This is a genomic window from Nocardioides sp. (assembly GCF_047606145.1).
GTDB lineage: Bacteria > Actinomycetota > Actinomycetes > Propionibacteriales > Nocardioidaceae > Nocardioides.
On sequence record NZ_JASGET010000070.1, the window covers coordinates 37050 to 53388 of the forward strand.

The following is a 16339-nucleotide window of genomic DNA, read 5'->3' on the forward strand; positions in this document are numbered from 1 at the left end:
ACCCGGTGGTCGGGGTCGCGCTACTTCTTCTTTTCCTTCTTCTTCACCGTCGTCTGATCCCAGCCGACCGCCGAACGCAGTCCGGTGTTGCCCGGGAAGGTGACCTTCACCTTGCGCGTGCCGGCCGGGACGTGCCGATAGGTGATCTTCGCCTTGCCATGGGTGAGCTTGACGTGCCGGATCACCGAATGGGTCATCACCTCCACCTTGCCGCTGGGCGCGTATCCGCCCGCGGAGGAGACCCGGATGGTGATCCGCTCGGCGCCACGCAGGCCGGTGGCGTGCACCGTCACGGTGGGAGTGGCCTTGACCCGTCCCGGTGCATAGGTGTGCTGGTAACTGCGGTAGCCGCTCGCGGTCGCCGTCAGGGTCACGGTGAGCACGTGCCCGACGTCCGCCTTGGTCGAGGTGTACGACGCCCGGGTGGCGCCCGAGATCGCCTTGCCGTCGCGCTTCCACTGGTAGCGGACCTTCGCGCTCGACGGGCTGAAGCTGCCCGGCTTGACCGTGAGGGTGCGGCCGTAGCTCGTCGTACCGCCGACCGAGCCGGTGGCCGACGTGGTCACCTGCGGTGTGGTCACCGGACCGACGCCGGTGGCGGTGGTGACCCGCTTGGTGTAGCCGGCGCGCACGCCCCCGACCTTCGCGGTGATGGTCTTGCCGAGCTGAGCCGAGGTGAGGGTGAAGGTGCGCTTGCGTGCGCCGGCGATGAACTTCCCGTCGGCGTACCAACGGATCGCGCCGGCCCGGGCGCCGGGGGTGTACACCGCACCGCCGACGCGCAGCGTCCTGCCGACCTGCGCGGTGCCGGTGATGGTCGGCTGCTTGCTGACCCCGAGGGTGCCCTTGACCGCCGGGCCGACGATGTGGCTGGTCACGGTGGTGGCGGTGTAGCCGCTGCGCGAGACCGTCACCTTCGCGCCGATCTTGTCGCCGACCAGGCTGGCCGGCACGGTGAACGTGCGAGCGGTCGCGCCGGAGATCGGCTTGCCGTCGGCCCACCACTGGTAGGAGAACGAGGTCGCCGAGGGGGACCAACGGCCGGTGCCGACGGTGAGTGTCGACCCGACGGCCGCCGTGCCGGCCACCACCGGCTTCTTGGTGTTCGACAGGGTGCGGTCGCGGAAGTGGATGAATCCGGTCGGCCAGCTGCTCGCGGTGGTCACCCGGCGCCAGTCGAAGTCATTGCCGTAGTTCGACTCCGAGATGATGATCTCGGAGGAGGAGACGACCTTCTCCACGTAGGCGACGTGGCCCAGCGAGCCCGCGCCGGGCGCGTTCGCCTTCCACCACGCGATCGCGCCGACCGCCGGGGTCTTGTCGGTGATGCTCGCCATCGCCTTGCCCCAGTTGGTCGCGTTCCCGCTGCCGGACCAGGGCCGGGAGTTCGGCATCCCCGCCTTGACCATCCGGTAGGCGGCGTAGTTGACACAGTTCCGGCCGGAGTACATCTGCCAGTACATGTGCCCCCAGTTCTTGTGATAGCCGCTGGCGGAATACCCCTTCGCCGAGCAATCGGAGAAGCCGACGCAGAGGAACGAGGAGGCCGCGTCGGCCCGCGGGGTCAGCTTCGGGACAAGGACCTGGAAGGTGAGCGCGACAAGCAGCAACACCGCCCCGCTGGCGAGGACTCGTGCTGTCTTGTGAGACGCATGTGACTGGTGAGGCACGCGAGCACTCTAGGGAAAGTTGTCAAGCATTGAAACCGGCGTGGCGGAATTACATCGGTGTTATTTTACTTTCCACGCGTGAATCGTCGAAAAAAGAGACCCGGACCACGACCGAATACGGCCGCGACACGCTCCAGTGAGAGGATTCGCGACATGCCAGGAACCAACCTCACCAGGGCGGAGGCGGCTACCCGCGCCGCGCTTCTCTCCGTCACCTCCTACGACATCGAACTGGACCTCACCACCGGTCCGGACACGTTCGGTTCGACGACCACCATCCGCTTCACCGCCACCGAGCCCGGCGCCACCACGTTCGCCGACCTGGTCGGCGCGACGGTCTCCGAGATCACCCTCAACGGCGTGGCGCTCGACCCGGCCACCGCCTACGTCGACAGCCGGATCTCGCTGCCCGATCTCGCCGCGGACAACACCCTGGTGGTGCGCGCGGACTGCACCTACTCCCACACCGGCGAGGGGCTGCATCGGTTCGTCGACCCGGCCGACGACCGGGTCTACACCTACAGCCAGTTCGAGGTGCCGGACGCGCGTCGGGTCTACACCACCTTCGAGCAGCCCGACCTGAAGTCGGTGTTCACCTTCCACGTCACCGCGCCGGAGAGCTGGCAGGTCGTCTCGAACTCCCCCACCCCCGAGCCCGTCCCGGCCGGCGATGGTACGGCGACCTGGCACTTCGCGCCGACCAAGCCGATGTCGACCTACATCACCGCGCTCATCGCCGGCGAGTACCACTCGGTGCACGACACCTACCAGGGCAGGTACGGCGAGATCGAGCTCGGCCACTACTGCCGGCAGTCGCTGGTGCCCTACCTGGACCGTGACGAGATCGTGAAGCTGACCAAGCAGGGGTTCGAGTTCTTCGAGGAGACCTTCGACTACCCCTACCCGTTCGGCAAGTACGACCAGCTCTACGTGCCGGAGTACAACATGGGCGCGATGGAGAACGCCGGCGCGGTCACGCTGCGCGACGAGTATCTCCCGCGCAGCCGCCAGGCCCGGTCCTTCTACGACTTCCGCTGCTCGGTCATCCTGCACGAGATGGCCCACATGTGGTTCGGCGACCTGGTGACCATGAAGTGGTGGGACGACCTCTGGCTCAACGAGTCCTTCGCCGAGTGGGCCTGCTACCACGCCCAGGCCAGCGCCACCGAGTTCACCGACGCCTGGACCGGCTTCGCGAACGCCCGCAAGCAGACCGGCTATCGCCAGGACCAGCTGCCGACCACGCATCCGATCGCCGCCGACAACTACGACCTGCAGGCGGTCGAGGTCAACTTCGACATGATCACCTACGCCAAGGGCGCCTCGGTGCTCAAGCAGCTGGTCGCCTGGGTCGGCCTGGAGCCGTTCCTGGCCGGGCTGCGGGCCTACTTCAAGGAGTTCGAGTTCGCGAACTCGGAGTTCGCCGACCTGTTGCGCCACCTCGAGGCTTCCTCCGGCCGCGAGCTGCAGGGCTGGGCGACCGAGTGGCTGCAGACCTCCGGGGTCAACACCCTGGCTCCCGAGTTCACCCTCGACGCCGCCGGCGACTACCGCGTGTTCGCGGTGCGGCAGAGCGCCCACCCGGACCATCCCACGCTGCGCCGGCACCGGATCGGCATCGGCCTCTACGACCTGGCCGAGGGCCGGCTGGTGCGCCGCGACCAGATCGAGGTCGACGTGACCGGCGAGCTGACCCCGATCGCCGAGCTCGTCGGCGTACGTCAGCCGGACCTGCTGCTGCTCAACGACGGTGACCTCACCTACGCCAAGATCCGCCTCGACGAGCGCTCGCTGGCCACCGCGCTGGGCAGCCTGGCCGCGCTGGACGACTCGCTCGCCCGCGCACTGATCTGGGGCGCCGCCTGGGACATGACCCGCGACGCCGAGCTGGCCGCGACCGACTTCGTCGAGCTGGTGCTGGCCAACCTCGGCGCCGAGACGGACAGCTGGGGTGTCACCCGGCTGCCGGTCTTCGCCGCACTGGCGGTGGAGAGCTACTCGGCGCCCGCCAACCGCGCCGCGCTGCGGGCACGCTGGGAGTCCGGGCTGGCCGCGATGCTCGAGCAGGCCGCTCCGGGCAGCGACCACCAGCTCACCTTCGCCCGGCACTACGCGGCGACCGCACACAGCGCCGAGGCCATCGCCCGGGTCACCGGCATGCTGGACGGCTCGGTCACCTATCCGGGGCTCGAGGTCGACCAGGACCTGCGGTGGGTGCTGCTCACCGGTCTGGCCTCCACCGGCGCGATCGGCGAAGACGAGATCGCGGTGGAGCTGGCCGCCGACAACACCATCTCCGGCCAGGAGCACGCGGCCGGTGCCCGCGCCTCCCGTCCGGACGCGGAGGCCAAGGCCGCCGCCTGGGACGCCACCGTGGTCCGCACCGACGTGGCCAACGAGACCGCCAGATCGGTCGCGCTGGCCTTCCAGCGCCACGGCCAGGAGGACGTGCTGGCGCCGTACACCGACGCCTACTTCGACGCCGCCGACACGCTCTGGGAGCACCTGGGCACCCACCGCGCCTCGGTCGTGCTGGAGTACATGTTCCCCAAGCCGGCGGCGTCCGCGGAGCTCATCGCCAAGGCGGACTCCTGGCTGGAGAGCTCACCCGCCGAGCCGGCCGCCAAGCGCTACGTGCGCGAGGGACGCGACGACGTCGCCCGGGCACTGGCGGCCCAGGCCAAGGACGCCGGGGCCTGACCTGCCGGTGGCCGGGGGCTCACCGGGGACGGTTTCACCGGTTCACCGGTGAAACTGGCACTTCCTGCGCGATGTAACCCGCAGGAAGTGCCAGTTTCACGCAGGAAGTACGGTGCCGCTGACCAGAATCGCCGGGTTCGCGGACTCAGCCGACGCGCCGGCGCTCGCGCGGCCGACCCAGCCCGGCCTCGTACGACGACCCGGTGCCGCCGCAGCCCCGAACGGGCTCAGTGGGGCTGCGCCGGTGGCTGGGCGTCCTCGCCTGCCTTGGGCGACTTGGGGATCAGGCCCTCGCCGCGCAGGACACCCGGCAGCAGCACCAGCGCCGAGATCACGACCGCCAGGATCACCGGGATGAAGACGATCAGGGTGATCAGGTGCAGACCGGTCATCTTGTCGCTCACCGGCCACCCGACCGGGACCGACGCACCGGCCGGACCGGCGACGAGGACGGAACCGACGACGACGGTGGTCGTGGCCGCCACGATGGCGGCGACACGGCCCAGAAGACGGGTCAGGATGCTCACGGACTCAGGATAGCCGCGCCCACCGGGCCGGAATACTGGGGCCCATGCATCTCCTCGCTCTCCATCCCCTCGACATCTCCGCACGCTTCGCCGACGCCGCCGACCAGGCTATCCGGCACGGGATCGCGATCGCGATCCTGGTGGCGGTGGCGTTCGTCGTACGCTGGCTGCTCCACCGCATCGTCGACCGACTCGTCAAACAAGCCGAGACGGGAGTCCTGCCGAACAGGCTGACCGGACGGTTCACCGAGGCGCTCGCCGACCGGATGAGCGATCGATCGGCGAACGCGGCCCGCCGCGTCCAGCGCGCCAAGACGATGGGCGACCTGCTCAAGAGCGTCATCACCGGCGTCGTCTTCGCCATCTTCGGCACCATGGTGCTCGACCAGCTCGGGATCAACATCGCGCCGATCCTCGCCAGCGCCGGCATCATCGGCATCGCGCTCGGCTTCGGCGCCCAGTCCCTGGTCAAGGACTACCTGTCCGGGATCTTCATGATCTTCGAGGACCAGTACGGCGTCGGCGACGTCGTCGACGTCGGCTCGGCCAGTGGCACGGTGGAGGCGGTGAGCCTGCGCGTGACCCGGCTGCGGGCACTCGACGGGACGGTCTGGTACGTGCCGAACGGCGAGATCCTGCGGGTCGGGAACCAGAGCCAGAACTGGGCCCGTGCGGTGATCGACGTGACCGTCGGCTACCAGGAGGACCTGACCCGGGTCCGGCGCGTGCTCGCCGAGGTCGCGCACGGCCTGTGGGAGGACGAGGAGTTCGCCTCGGTGATCATCGAGGAGCCCGAGGTCACCGGCGTGGAGGCGCTCACCGCCGACGGGGTGACGATCCGGGTCCTGGTCAAGACCCAGCCGCTGGAGCAGTGGGCGGTGGCGCGCGAGCTGCGGGCCCGGATCAAGGCGCGTCTGGAGTTCGAGCACATCGAGATCCCGGTCGGCCAGCGGGTGGTGTGGCACCAGGACACCACCTCCGCTCCCCCGGACGACGACGAGCCCGGCACGGGGACCGGGACCGACTCCGTCGCCAGCTGATCGCCGGCATGGGGCGACAGGCAGAATGGAGCGGTGACGTTCTACGACGAGATCGGCGGTGCGGAGACGATCCGCACGATCGTGCACACGTTCTATGTGGGTGTCGCGACCGACCCCGTCCTGCGGCCAATGTACCCCGAGGCGGACCTCGGGCCGGCCGAGGAGCGGTTCTTCCTGTTCCTCTCTCAGTACTGGGGTGGCCCCACGACGTACTCCCAGCAACGCGGCCACCCGCGGCTGCGGATGCGGCACGCTCCCTTCGCGGTGACGGCCGAGGCCCGTGAGCACTGGCTCACCCACTTCCGCGCCGGCCTGGACGCGGCGGCGCTCAGCCCGGAGCAGGACGCCCAGTTCTGGGACTACGTCACCCACGCGGCGACCTTCATGATCAACACCCCCGGCTGACCCGGCTGACCCGGCCGAGCCGGCGACGCGCCGAGCGCCGGCCTCGGCGGATCCGTCTCGGGCCCGGCTCAGCCGACGTGCACGTGCGGTCGCCGCGACCGATCCGGCTCGGCCCGCCGGAGGATCTCCCGAGTGGTCGGGGCGACCTCGCCGACGCCGATGAACCAGAACCGCAGCAGGTTGGTGATCGGGCTGCCCTCGGTCCATTCGAAGTAGATGTGCGGCGCCACCCCCGTCACGTCGCGCAGGTGCAGCAACAGCGCCGCCAGCGCGTTCGGCACCGAGGGCGCCTCGACCCGCAGCACCCGGCGATGCCCGGCGACGACGGTGCCGGCGACCCGCAGCGTGCCCTCGAAGTCGGAGGGATCGGTGACGGTGACCTCGACGAAGAGGATGTCGCCCTCGTTGACGAGGTCGTTGTCGGCGGCGATCTGGCGCATCTTCTCCTGGTACTCGGTCTCGCCCCGGTTGTCGGGCTCGTTGGCGACCAGCCGGAGCCGCCGCCGTGAGCAGTCCCGGGCGAACCGGGCCGCCTTCTCGTCCAGCTCCACGTCCGTGATCCGCAATTCGAAGGAACGTGCCACCCGGGAGACCAGGGAGACGCCGATGATCGCGGCGATGAAGCAGGCCGCGATCTTCACCCCGTCGGGACGCTCGACGACGTTGTTGACGGTCGTGTAGGCGAAGATCGCCGTGACCACCGCGAACGCCCAGGTACGCCGGCGCTGGCCGGCGCGTCGGGCGGCCAGCGTCACCGCGACCGCGGCCGAGCTCATCAGCACCAGCACGCCGGTGGCGTAGGCCCCGCCCTGGGCGTCGACGTCGGCGTCGAAGAGCCAGGTGATCGCGAACGCGACGGCCGCGATGATCAGCACCAGCGGCCGGGTCGCCCCCGCCCACTCCGGGGCCATCCCGTAGCGCGGCAGGTAGCGCGGGATCAGGTTGAGCATGCCGGCCATCGCCGAGGCGCCGGCGAACCAGAGGATGAGGATCGTCGAGGCGTCGTACGCCGTCCCGAAGCCGCCACCCAGGTACAGGTGTGCCAGATAGGCCAGCGCGCGTCCGTTCGCGGATCCCCCGGAGGCGAACTCGTCCTCGGGGATCAACAGGGTGGTGACCCACGAGCTGGCGATCAGGAAGACGCTCATGGTGATCGCCGCCGCGGTGAGCAGTCTCTTGGCGCCACGGATGCGGCCGGCCGGACGCGCCTCGGTATCCCCCGCCGCGCCCCGGATCTGCGGCATCACCGCGACCCCGGTCTCGAAGCCGCTCATCCCCAGTGCCAGCTTCGGGAAGACCAGCAACGCCACCCCCACCATGGCCGGCACGCTGCCGTGCTCGGTCACCAGCCCGGCGTGCCAGTCGGAGAGGACGCCGGGGTGCTGCAGCACCTTGACCACGCCGACCACCAGCACCACCACGTTGAGCGAGAGATAGACGGCGACCAGCACGACGGCGATCCCGATCGCCTCGCCGAAGCCGCGCAGGAAGACCGCGGCGAGCAGCGCCAGCAGGACGAGGGTGACGATCAGCTGATGGTCCTGCCAGCCGCTGGGGATGTGCGGGTTCTCGATCAGGTGCGCGGCACCGTCGGCCGCCGAGAGGGTCATGGTGATGGTGAAGTCGGTCGCCGCGAACCCCAACAGGACCAGCACGAAGAGCTTGCCCCGCCAGAACGACAGCAGGCGCTCCAGCATCGCGATCGAGCCCTCGCCGTGCGGCGACTCCTCCGCGACCCGTCGGTAGACCGGCAGCGCGCCGAGCAGGGTGAGCGCGACCAGCACCAGGGTGGCGATCGGCGAGAGCAGCCCCGCCGCGAGCGCGGCGATCCCGGGCTGGTAGCCGAGGGTGGAGAAGTAGTCGACGCCGGTCAGGCACATCACCTGCCACCAGCGATGCTTGCGCTCCGGCGCGGCCGCAGGGACCGTCGAGTCGGCGGTCGGGACCGCGGCTGTCGTCACCCTCCCAGGGTGCCGCCGGTGGGGCCGGATCCCGGCATCGATCGCCCGCGGGACGGCGTCAAGATCGCGTCAAGGTTTCCGCATCGTCTCCCCGTCGGCCGGTGTGGCGGGTGCCGCCGGTGCCGTGCCGCCGGTCCCGGGCTCACGGCTCGAGCAGGTAGCCGAGCCCGGGGCTGGTGATCAGATGCCGCGGATGCGCCGGATCGTCTTCGAGCTTGCGGCGCAGCTGGGCGGCGTACACCCGCAGGTAGTGGATCTCCTTGCCGTAGGCCGGCCCCCAGACCTCCTTGAGGATCTGCGCGTGCGGCACCAGCCGGCCGAGGTGACGCGCCAGCAGCTCGAGGAAGCCCCACTCGGTCGGAGTGAGCCGGATCTCGACCCCCGACCGACTCACCCGCTTGCGGGCCAGGTCGATCGTCAGGTCGCCGACCTGCACGGTGGCCTCGGCGGGCGCGGTGCTCTCCTGGCCACGCCGTACGGCGGCACGCAGGCGAGCCATCAGCTCGTTCATCGTGAACGGCTTGGTGACGTAGTCGTCGGCACCGAGGTCGAGCGCCTCGACCTTGTCCTCGCCGTGCTGCCGCGCCGAGAGTACGACGACCGGCACCCGCGTCCACTCGCGCAGTCGCTGCAGCACCTCGGTGCCGTCGAGATCGGGCAGGCCGAGATCGAGGAGCACCACGTCGGGACCGAAGTCCGCGGCCGCGGCCAGACCGCTGTGGCCGTCGGCGGCCGTCTCCACCTCCCAGCCCGAGACCCGCAGGTTGACCGCCAGCGCCCTGGCCAGCGCCGGCTCGTCGTCGATCACCAGGACCTTGTGGCTCACTCGTCCTCCTCGACCGGACCGGCCGCACCGACCGACCGCTCTGCTGGCGGCACCATCGTCGCTCCGGGGTGATCGGCGGCGCGCGGCACCGACAACACGATCGTCAGACCGCCGCCGACGGTGTCCTCCGCACCGATCCGGACTCCCAGCGCCTCGGCCAGCCCGCGGGCCACCGCCAGGCCGAGACCGAGACCACCGGGACTGGTGTCGTCGAGTCGCTGGAACGGCTCGAACATCCGCTCGCGGAGTGCGTCGGGGACGCCCGGGCCGCGATCGACGACCAGCACCTCGACCGTCTCCGGGGTCACATGGGCGAGCAGCCGGACCGGCGTTCCGTCCGAGACCCGGACCGCGTTGCCGACCAGGTTCGCCACCACCCGCTCGAGCAGGCCCGGGTCGGTGAGCACCAGTGGGGTCGTCTCACCGACCTCGAGGCTCACCGCTCCGGCCGGCAGCCCGGCCACGGCGAGTGGCAGTGACTCCTCCAGGCTCACCGGCACCAGGCGCGGCCGGACCAGGCCGGCCTCCACCCGGGACAGGTCGAGCAGGTCGTCGATGAGCTGCTCGAGCCGCTCCGCGGAGCTCGCCGCGGACTCGATCAGCACCCCCCGGTCCTCCTCGCTGAGCCGGGGCCGCTGCGCGAGCAGGCCGTCGAGCGCCGTACGCATCGTGGCCAGCGGGGTGCGCAGGTCGTGGGAGACCGCGCGCAGCAGCGCGGTCGAGGTCGCCTCGGCGCGCTCCAGGGCCAACGCACGGTCGGCGTGCTCGCGCAGCCGCCGGTATTCCAGCACGAGCGAGGTCTGGACGGCGAAGGCGGCCAGCACCCGCTGGTCGGCCGCCCGCAGCGGCGCGCCGCGCAGCACCATGACGTGGTCGTCGTCCACCCGCACCTGGGTGTCCGCGCTGCTCGGGCCGACCGGTCGATCGGCGTGCCCGATGCCGGCGCCGGCCAGCCGGTGCCAGCCCTGTGGCGTACGCTCCAGCAGCGCCACCGACCGTTGCCCGAACGTCTCCCGGACCTGCTCGACGATCGCCTCGGCGGTGTCCTGGCCGGTCAGTACCGAACGGGACAGACCGCTGATGGTGGCGGCCTCGGCCCAGGCCCGGACCGCCTCCTCGGCGCGACGGGCGGCCCGGTCGACGACCGTCGCCACCGCCACGGCCACCGCCAGGAACACCGCCAGCGCGGCGACGTTGTGCGGCTCGGCGATGCTGAACCGATGGATCGGCGCGGTGAACCACCAGTTCAGGTTGGCGAAGCCGACGATGGCGGCCACGACCGCCGGCCAGCGACCGCCCACCATCGCCACCAGGACGGTGCCCCCGAGGAGCACCAGGCTGGCGAGCGGGAGCTGGTCGGTGTCGGTGTGCCGATGCAGCCACCAGGCGGCGAGCTCGGGGACACCGACCGCAAGCATCCAGCCGAGGATGCGGCGGTGCGCGCCCAGCGACGGCGCGGCGCGCCGGCGTGCTCCGGGGGCGACCTCCTCGTGGGTGACCAGATGGACGTCGATGGCTCCGGCGAGGGTGGCGATCCGTTCACCGGTGCTTCCGGTGAACGGCCGGCGCAGCCTGCCATGCCGGGAGACGCCGACGACGATCATGGTGGCGTTGGCACCGACCGCGAAGTCCACCACCGCCGCGGCCGCGTCCTCCCCCACCACCGAGTGGAACGTGCCGCCGAGGGAGTCGGTGAGTGCCTGCACCCGGGCCAGGGCGGCGTCCTGGGGACGGTGCAGCCCGGCGGTGGTGACCACATGCACGGCCAGCAGCTCGGCGCCGGCGGCCCGTTGGGCCAGCCGGGCGCCCCGGCGCAGCAGGGTCTCGCTCTCCGGTCCGCCGGTGAGGGCCACCACGATCCGCTCCTTGGCCGGCCAGGGGTCCCGGATCCGGTGCGCGCGACGGTAGTCGCCGAGCGCGTCGTCGACCCGGTCGGCCAGCCAAAGCAGGGCCAGCTCCCGCAGCGCGGTGAGGTTGCCGACCCGGAAGTAGGAGGCGAGCGAGGCGTCGATCCGGTCCGGCGGGTAGACGTTGCCGTGGGCCATTCGGCGGCGCAACGCGTCCGGAGCCATGTCGACGAGCTGGATCTGGTCGGCCGTGCGCACCACCTCGTCGGGCACGGTCTCGCGCTGCCGCACTCCGGTGATCCGCTCCACCTCGTCGTTGAGCGAATCCAGGTGACCGATGTCGACGGTGGTGATCACGTCGATGCCGGCGGCCCGGATCCGCTCGACGTCCTCGGCACGCGTGGGTCGCCCGCTCCCGGGTGCGTCGGCGTGGGCGAGCTCGTCGACGCAGACCACCTCCGGACTCCGGGCGAGCACCGCCTCGGTGTCGAGCTCAGTGGAGCTCCCCGGGTGGCGGTCGACGTCGCGAGGCGGGAGGAGCTCGAGTCCGTCCAGCCGGGCGGCCGTCCTGGCGCGCTCGTGGGTCTCCACACAACCCACCACGACGTCGGTACCACGCTCCCGTCGCCGATGGGCCTCCTCGAGCATCGCGTAGGTCTTCCCGACCCCGGGCGCCGCGCCGAGGTAGACCGTCAGCCGACCGCGCCGGCTCGGCACGGCGGGCTCGACCGGCTCGGCGGGAACGGCGGGAACGGCGGGATCGGCGGGCACTCGTTCAGTCTGCCGCGCCGACACCGAGGCGCGCGGCCGGGCGACGTGCCCGAGAGGATCTCCGGGCTCACCGCAGCTCGGCGATCGCCTGCCGGAAGGCCGGATCGGGAGGCACCGCGCGTCCGGTCTCGGTGTCGAAGAAGACGACCACGGTGCGACCGTGGGCGAGCACGCGATCCTCCGCCTCCGGGTCGACGATCTCGGCCTCGACGGTCATCGAGGTGGTGCCCAGTCGGGAGACCCAGCTCCACAGCACGTACGGCTCGGGGCGGGACAGGATCGGCAGTCGGTAGGCGATGTCGGACTGGGCGACCACCACGCTCGGCTGATCGATCCCGCACCGGGCGGCGATGTCGTGCGACATCACCATCCGGCCCTCCTGGAGATACTCGAAGTACTTGACGTTGTTGACGTGGCCGTAGGCGTCCACGTCGGAGAAGCGCACCGTCAGGGGGAAGCGCCCCAGGTCGATGCGGTTGCTCTCGGCGAAGGTGAGTCGCGGCGTCGGCGCCGGCTCGAGGTACGGCGCCAGGTGGGCCCGCTCGTCCTGGGTCAGGCGACGGGGTCGCTCGGCATCGAAGACGTACGGCGAGAGCACCGTGATCGCACGCAGGTAGACGGTGCGCTCACCGTCCCGGTCGCGATAGACCTCGTAGCCCAGAGTGAAGCTCGCCGCCCGGATCTCGGTCACCCAGGTCTCGACGTAGACCGGCGCGAAGTCGAAGTGCAGCGGCCGCAGGTAGGTCAGCTGATGGCTGACGACCACCACCCCCTCGGCCAGGCCCTGGGTCTGGCTGCGGGCGTGCACCCGGAGCATGTCGACCCGAGCCTCCTGCAGGTAGTCGGCGTAGACCACGTTGTTGACGTGCCCGAGTAGGTCGAGGTCTGCCCAACGCATCGGGCACTCATAGACATGGCGCACGGATGGATTCTTCCAGAAGCGCTCGGTGAATCGGGTCGGTATCGAGTCAGTTCGGGCCAGTTCGGGTCAGTATGGTGGGTGCCCGCGCCGGACCGGCGCGGTCCGCGCGCACCTGGGAGTTCCTCATGCCTGAGGCAGTCATCGTCTCCGCCGCCCGTACGCCGATCGGCCGGGCCCACAAGGGATCGCTCAAGGACCTCCGACCCGATGATCTGGCGGCCTTCATCACCAGGGTCGCAGTGGACAAGGTCCCCGGACTGGCGCCGTCCATGATCGACGACCTGCTGCTCGGCTGTGGACTCCCCGGTGGCGAGTCGGGCAACAACATGGGCCGGATCGTCAGCGTGCTCAACGGCTGGGACTCGGTCCCCGGCGCGACCATCACCAGATACTGCTCCTCCTCGGTGCAGACCACCCGGATGGCCTTCCACGCCATCAAGGCCGGGGAGGGCGACGTGTTCGTCTCCGCCGGGGTGGAGACGGTCTCCCGGTTCGCCAAGGGCACCAGCGACCACCAGCCGGGCACCGACAACCCGCTCTTCGACGACGCCCGGGCCCGCACCGACGCCACCGCCGAGGCCGGCAACCGGGCCGGTGCCTGGCATGACCCCCGGCAGGACGGGCTGCTGCCCGACGCCTACATCGCGATGGGCCAGACCGCGGAGAACCTGGCGACCCTGCGCGGCATCTCCCGCCGGGAGATGGACGAGTTCGGCGTACGGTCGCAGAACCTGGCGGAGCAGGCGATCGACGACGGCTTCTGGGCCCGCGAGATCACCCCGGTGACCACGCCGGACGGCACCGTGGTCTCCGCCGACGACGGCCCGCGCGCCGGGGTGACCTACGAGCAGGTCGCCCAGCTCAAGCCCGTCTTCCGCGAGGACGGCACCGTCACCGCGGGCAACTGCTGTGCGCTGAACGACGGCGCCGCGGCGGTGGTGATCATGTCCGACACCAAGGCGGCCGAGCTCGGCGTCACGCCGTTGGCGCGGATCGTGTCCACCGGTCTCACCGGCCTGTCCCCGGAGATCATGGGGCTAGGCCCGGTGGAGGCGTCGAAGCAGGCGCTGGCCAACGCCGGCATGTCGATCGGCGACATCGACCTGGTCGAGATCAACGAGGCCTTCGCGGCCCAGGTGATCCCGTCCTACACCGATCTCGGGATCGACCTCGACCGGCTCAACGTCAACGGCGGCGCGATCGCGGTGGGCCACCCGTTCGGGATGACCGGCGCCCGGCTGCAGAACACGATGCTCAACTCCCTGGAATGGCACGACAAGACGACCGGACTGATCACGATGTGCGTCGGCGGCGGCCAGGGCATGGCGCTGATCCTCGAGCGGCTCTGAGCCGGGTCGAGCCGCGCTCCCGTCCGCCGGCCGGGCATCGTCGGTCGTGCGGGTCGACCCGGGAGATGCCCTAACCTGGTCGGTGTGAGCGAGCAGACCCGATGGCTGGACCCGGAACAGCAACGGTCATGGCGCGCTCTCATCATGGGCATGACGCTGCTCAACGACCGACTCGACGCCGATCTACGAGGAAGCTTCGACCTCTCGCTGGCCGAGTACGAGATCCTGGTGCGGCTCTCGGAGAACGACGGCGCACTGCGGATGGCGCAGCTCGCGGACTCGATGGCCTACTCCCGCTCCCGGGTCACCCACACCATCTCGCGGATGGAGCGCAGCGGTCTGGTGGAGCGGCGCAACTCCACCGAGGACGGCCGTGGGGTGGTGGCGAGCCTGACCCCGGCCGGGATGGAGCTGTTGGTGCGGGCGGCGCCGGTACACGTCAACGGCGTACGCGAGCACCTGGTCGACCTGGCGGACGGTGCCGACTTCACCGCGCTCGGACGGGTGATGAACGCGGTCGCCGACCATCTGGTCTGCGACCGACCGGACATCGAGATCCGCTGATCGGCTGCGGCGCCGGGAGGTACGACGCCGCGGCGGCTCCGGCCGCCCGTGTGCTCTCCCGGGCCCTCACTCGCGGGTGAGCCGGCGATGGGTGACGCGGTGCGGACGGGCCGCGTCGACGCCCAGTCGCTCGACCTTGTTCTGCTCGTAGGACTGGAAGTTGCCCTCGAACCAGAACCAGCGGCCGGGCTCCTCCTCGGTGCCCTCCCAGGCGAGGATGTGGGTCGCGATCCGGTCCAGGAACCAACGGTCGTGGGAGGTGACCACGGCACAGCCCGGGAAGTCGAGCAGCGCGTCCTCGAGCGAGGAGAGGGTCTCGACGTCGAGGTCGTTGGTCGGCTCGTCGAGCAGCAGCAGGTTGCCCCCCATCTTCAGGGTCAGCGCCAGGTTGAGCCGGTTGCGCTCACCGCCGGAGAGCACCCCCGCCTTCTTCTGCTGGTCGGGTCCCTTGAAGCCGAACGAGGCCACGTAGGCACGCGAGTTCATCTCGAAGTTGGCGACCTTGACGAAGTCCAGACCGTCGGAGACGACCTCCCAGACGTTCTTGGTCGGGTCGATCCCGCCGCGGCCCTGGTCCACGTAGGAGATCTCCACCGTCTGGCCGACGGTCAGCGAACCCGAGTCGGGCTTCTCGTCACCGGTGATCATCCGGAACAGGGTGGTCTTGCCGACACCGTTGGGGCCGATGACACCGACGATGCCCGCGCGCGGCAGGCTGAAGGAGATGTCGTCCCACAGCGTCCGGCCCTCGAACGCCTTGGTCAGTCCGGTCGCCTCCAGGACCACGTCGCCGAGCCGCGGACCGGCGGGGATGTTGATCTCGGAGGTGTCGATCTTGCGAGCCCGCTCGGCCTCGGCGGCCATCTCCTCGTAGCGGGCGAGTCGCGCCTTCGACTTCGTCTGACGTGCCTTCGCGTTGGAGCGGACCCACTCGAGCTCCTTGTCCAGCATCTTGGCGCGCTTGGCGTCCTTCTGCCCCTCGATCTTGAGGCGCTCCTTCTTCGTCTCCAGGTAGGTGGAGTAGTTGCCCTCGTAGGGGTGGGCCCGGCCGCGGTCCAACTCCAGGATCCAGCCGGCCACGTTGTCCAGGAAGTACCGGTCGTGGGTGACCGCCAAGACGGCCCCCGGGTAGGTCTTCAGGTGCCCCTCCAGCCACTGGACCGACTCCGCGTCGAGGTGGTTGGTGGGCTCGTCGAGGAGCAGCAGGTCGGGCTGCTCGAGCAGCAGCTTGCACAGCGCGACCCGGCGCCGCTCGCCACCGGAGAGGTTGTCGACCAGCGCGTCGGACGGCGGGCAGCGCAGGGCGTCCATGGCCTGCTCGAGCCGGGAGTCCAGATCCCAGGCGCTGGCGTGGTCGAGGTCGGTCTGCAGGTCGCCCATCTCGGCCAGCAACGTGTCGAAATCGGCGTCCGGGTCGGCCATCTGCTCCGAGATCGCGTTGTAGCGGTCGAGCTTGGACTTGATGTCGCCGACCGCCTCCTCGACGTTCTCCAGCACCGTCTTGCCCTCGGTGAGCGGGGGCTCCTGCTGCAGCATGCCGACGGTGGCTCCGGGGTCGAGGATCGCATCGCCGTTGTTGGGCTGGTCGAGACCGGCCATGATCCGCAGCAGCGTGGACTTGCCGGTGCCGTTCGGGCCCACCACGCCGATCTTGGCGCCGCGCAGGAAGGACAGGGTGACGTTGTCGAGCACGACCTTGTCACCGTGGGCCTTGCGCACACCGCGCAGGGTGAAGATGTAGTCCGCCATGGCCGCAA

Annotated in this window: 12 protein-coding genes; 5 read left to right on the top strand and 7 right to left on the bottom strand. The window is 70.4% G+C overall.

The window, feature by feature from the left end; genetic code table 11:
• Positions 1–20: 20 nt before the first annotated feature.
• Positions 21–1670 carry a CHAP domain-containing protein gene (locus QM638_RS08915; protein WP_415141607.1) on the bottom strand — a complete coding sequence of 550 codons (1650 nt, stop codon included), beginning with the start codon at positions 1668–1670 and terminating at the stop codon, positions 21–23.
• A 153-nt stretch (positions 1671–1823) separates the two neighbouring features.
• On the opposite strand from QM638_RS08915, the gene pepN reads away from it, so the two are divergent.
• On the top strand, positions 1824–4370 hold the full coding sequence (pepN, locus tag QM638_RS08920) for an aminopeptidase N (RefSeq protein ID WP_415141608.1): 2547 nt from the start codon (positions 1824–1826) through the stop codon (positions 4368–4370).
• Between the two features lie 227 nt (positions 4371–4597).
• Here the strand turns inward: pepN and QM638_RS08925 are convergent, their stop codons facing one another.
• Positions 4598–4897 (bottom strand): hypothetical protein, encoded by a 300-nt coding sequence (locus tag QM638_RS08925; protein WP_415141609.1) that lies wholly within the window; start codon positions 4895–4897, stop codon positions 4598–4600.
• A 44-nt stretch (positions 4898–4941) separates the two neighbouring features.
• On the opposite strand from QM638_RS08925, the gene QM638_RS08930 reads away from it, so the two are divergent.
• Together QM638_RS08930 and QM638_RS08935 are read left to right on the top strand one after the other, a co-directional pair.
• On the top strand, positions 4942–5937 hold the full coding sequence (locus QM638_RS08930; protein WP_415141610.1) for a mechanosensitive ion channel family protein: 996 nt from the start codon (positions 4942–4944) through the stop codon (positions 5935–5937).
• 33 nt (positions 5938–5970) lie between these two features.
• Positions 5971–6342 carry a globin gene (locus QM638_RS08935; protein WP_415141611.1) on the top strand — a complete coding sequence of 124 codons (372 nt, stop codon included), beginning with the start codon at positions 5971–5973 and terminating at the stop codon, positions 6340–6342.
• 68 nt (positions 6343–6410) lie between these two features.
• On the opposite strand, the gene QM638_RS08940 is transcribed toward QM638_RS08935, so the two are convergent.
• From QM638_RS08940 to QM638_RS08955, 4 genes are all read right to left on the bottom strand, one after another.
• Entirely contained in the window at positions 6411–8303 is a 1893-nt protein-coding gene (locus QM638_RS08940; RefSeq protein WP_415141612.1) for an amino acid transporter, read from the bottom strand.
• Positions 8304–8445: 142 nt separating this feature from the next.
• A complete protein-coding gene (locus tag QM638_RS08945) occupies positions 8446–9129 on the bottom strand; it encodes a response regulator (protein WP_415141613.1) in 684 nt (227 codons plus the stop codon).
• Positions 9126–11747, bottom strand: coding sequence for a DUF4118 domain-containing protein (locus QM638_RS08950; RefSeq protein WP_415141614.1), 2622 nt, complete (start codon positions 11745–11747; stop codon positions 9126–9128). The genes QM638_RS08945 and QM638_RS08950 overlap by 4 nt, the downstream gene beginning before the upstream one ends.
• Positions 11748–11814: 67 nt before the next feature.
• Positions 11815–12669: an acyl-CoA thioesterase gene (locus tag QM638_RS08955; protein WP_415141615.1), complete on the bottom strand. Its 855-nt coding sequence runs from the start codon at positions 12667–12669 to the stop codon at positions 11815–11817.
• Positions 12670–12794: 125 nt separating this feature from the next.
• On the opposite strand from QM638_RS08955, the gene QM638_RS08960 reads away from it, so the two are divergent.
• Together QM638_RS08960 and QM638_RS08965 are read left to right on the top strand one after the other, a co-directional pair.
• The gene (locus tag QM638_RS08960) at positions 12795–14018 is read left to right on the top strand and encodes an acetyl-CoA C-acetyltransferase (RefSeq protein WP_415141616.1); all 1224 of its coding nucleotides are present in this window, start codon (positions 12795–12797) and stop codon (positions 14016–14018) included.
• Between the two features lie 84 nt (positions 14019–14102).
• A complete protein-coding gene (locus tag QM638_RS08965) occupies positions 14103–14582 on the top strand; it encodes a MarR family winged helix-turn-helix transcriptional regulator (protein ID WP_415141617.1) in 480 nt (159 codons plus the stop codon).
• A 66-nt stretch (positions 14583–14648) separates the two neighbouring features.
• Here the strand turns inward: QM638_RS08965 and ettA are convergent, their stop codons facing one another.
• Complete coding sequence (gene ettA, locus QM638_RS08970; RefSeq protein WP_415141618.1) at positions 14649–16331, bottom strand: energy-dependent translational throttle protein EttA; 1683 nt, start codon at positions 16329–16331, stop codon at positions 14649–14651.
• Positions 16332–16339 lie beyond the last annotated feature (8 nt).

What these genes read in the sequence shown, in the direction of transcription:
- pepN (WP_415141608.1), top strand. Translation starts at nt 1,824, where the DNA reads ATGCCAGGAACCAACCTCACCAGGGCGGAGGCGGCTACCCGCGCCGCG.
- QM638_RS08930 (WP_415141610.1), top strand. Translation starts at nt 4,942, where the DNA reads ATGCATCTCCTCGCTCTCCATCCCCTCGACATCTCCGCACGCTTCGCC.
- QM638_RS08960 (WP_415141616.1), top strand. Translation starts at nt 12,795, where the DNA reads ATGCCTGAGGCAGTCATCGTCTCCGCCGCCCGTACGCCGATCGGCCGG.
- ettA (WP_415141618.1), bottom strand. Translation starts at nt 16,331, where the DNA reads ATGGCGGACTACATCTTCACCCTGCGCGGTGTGCGCAAGGCCCACGGT.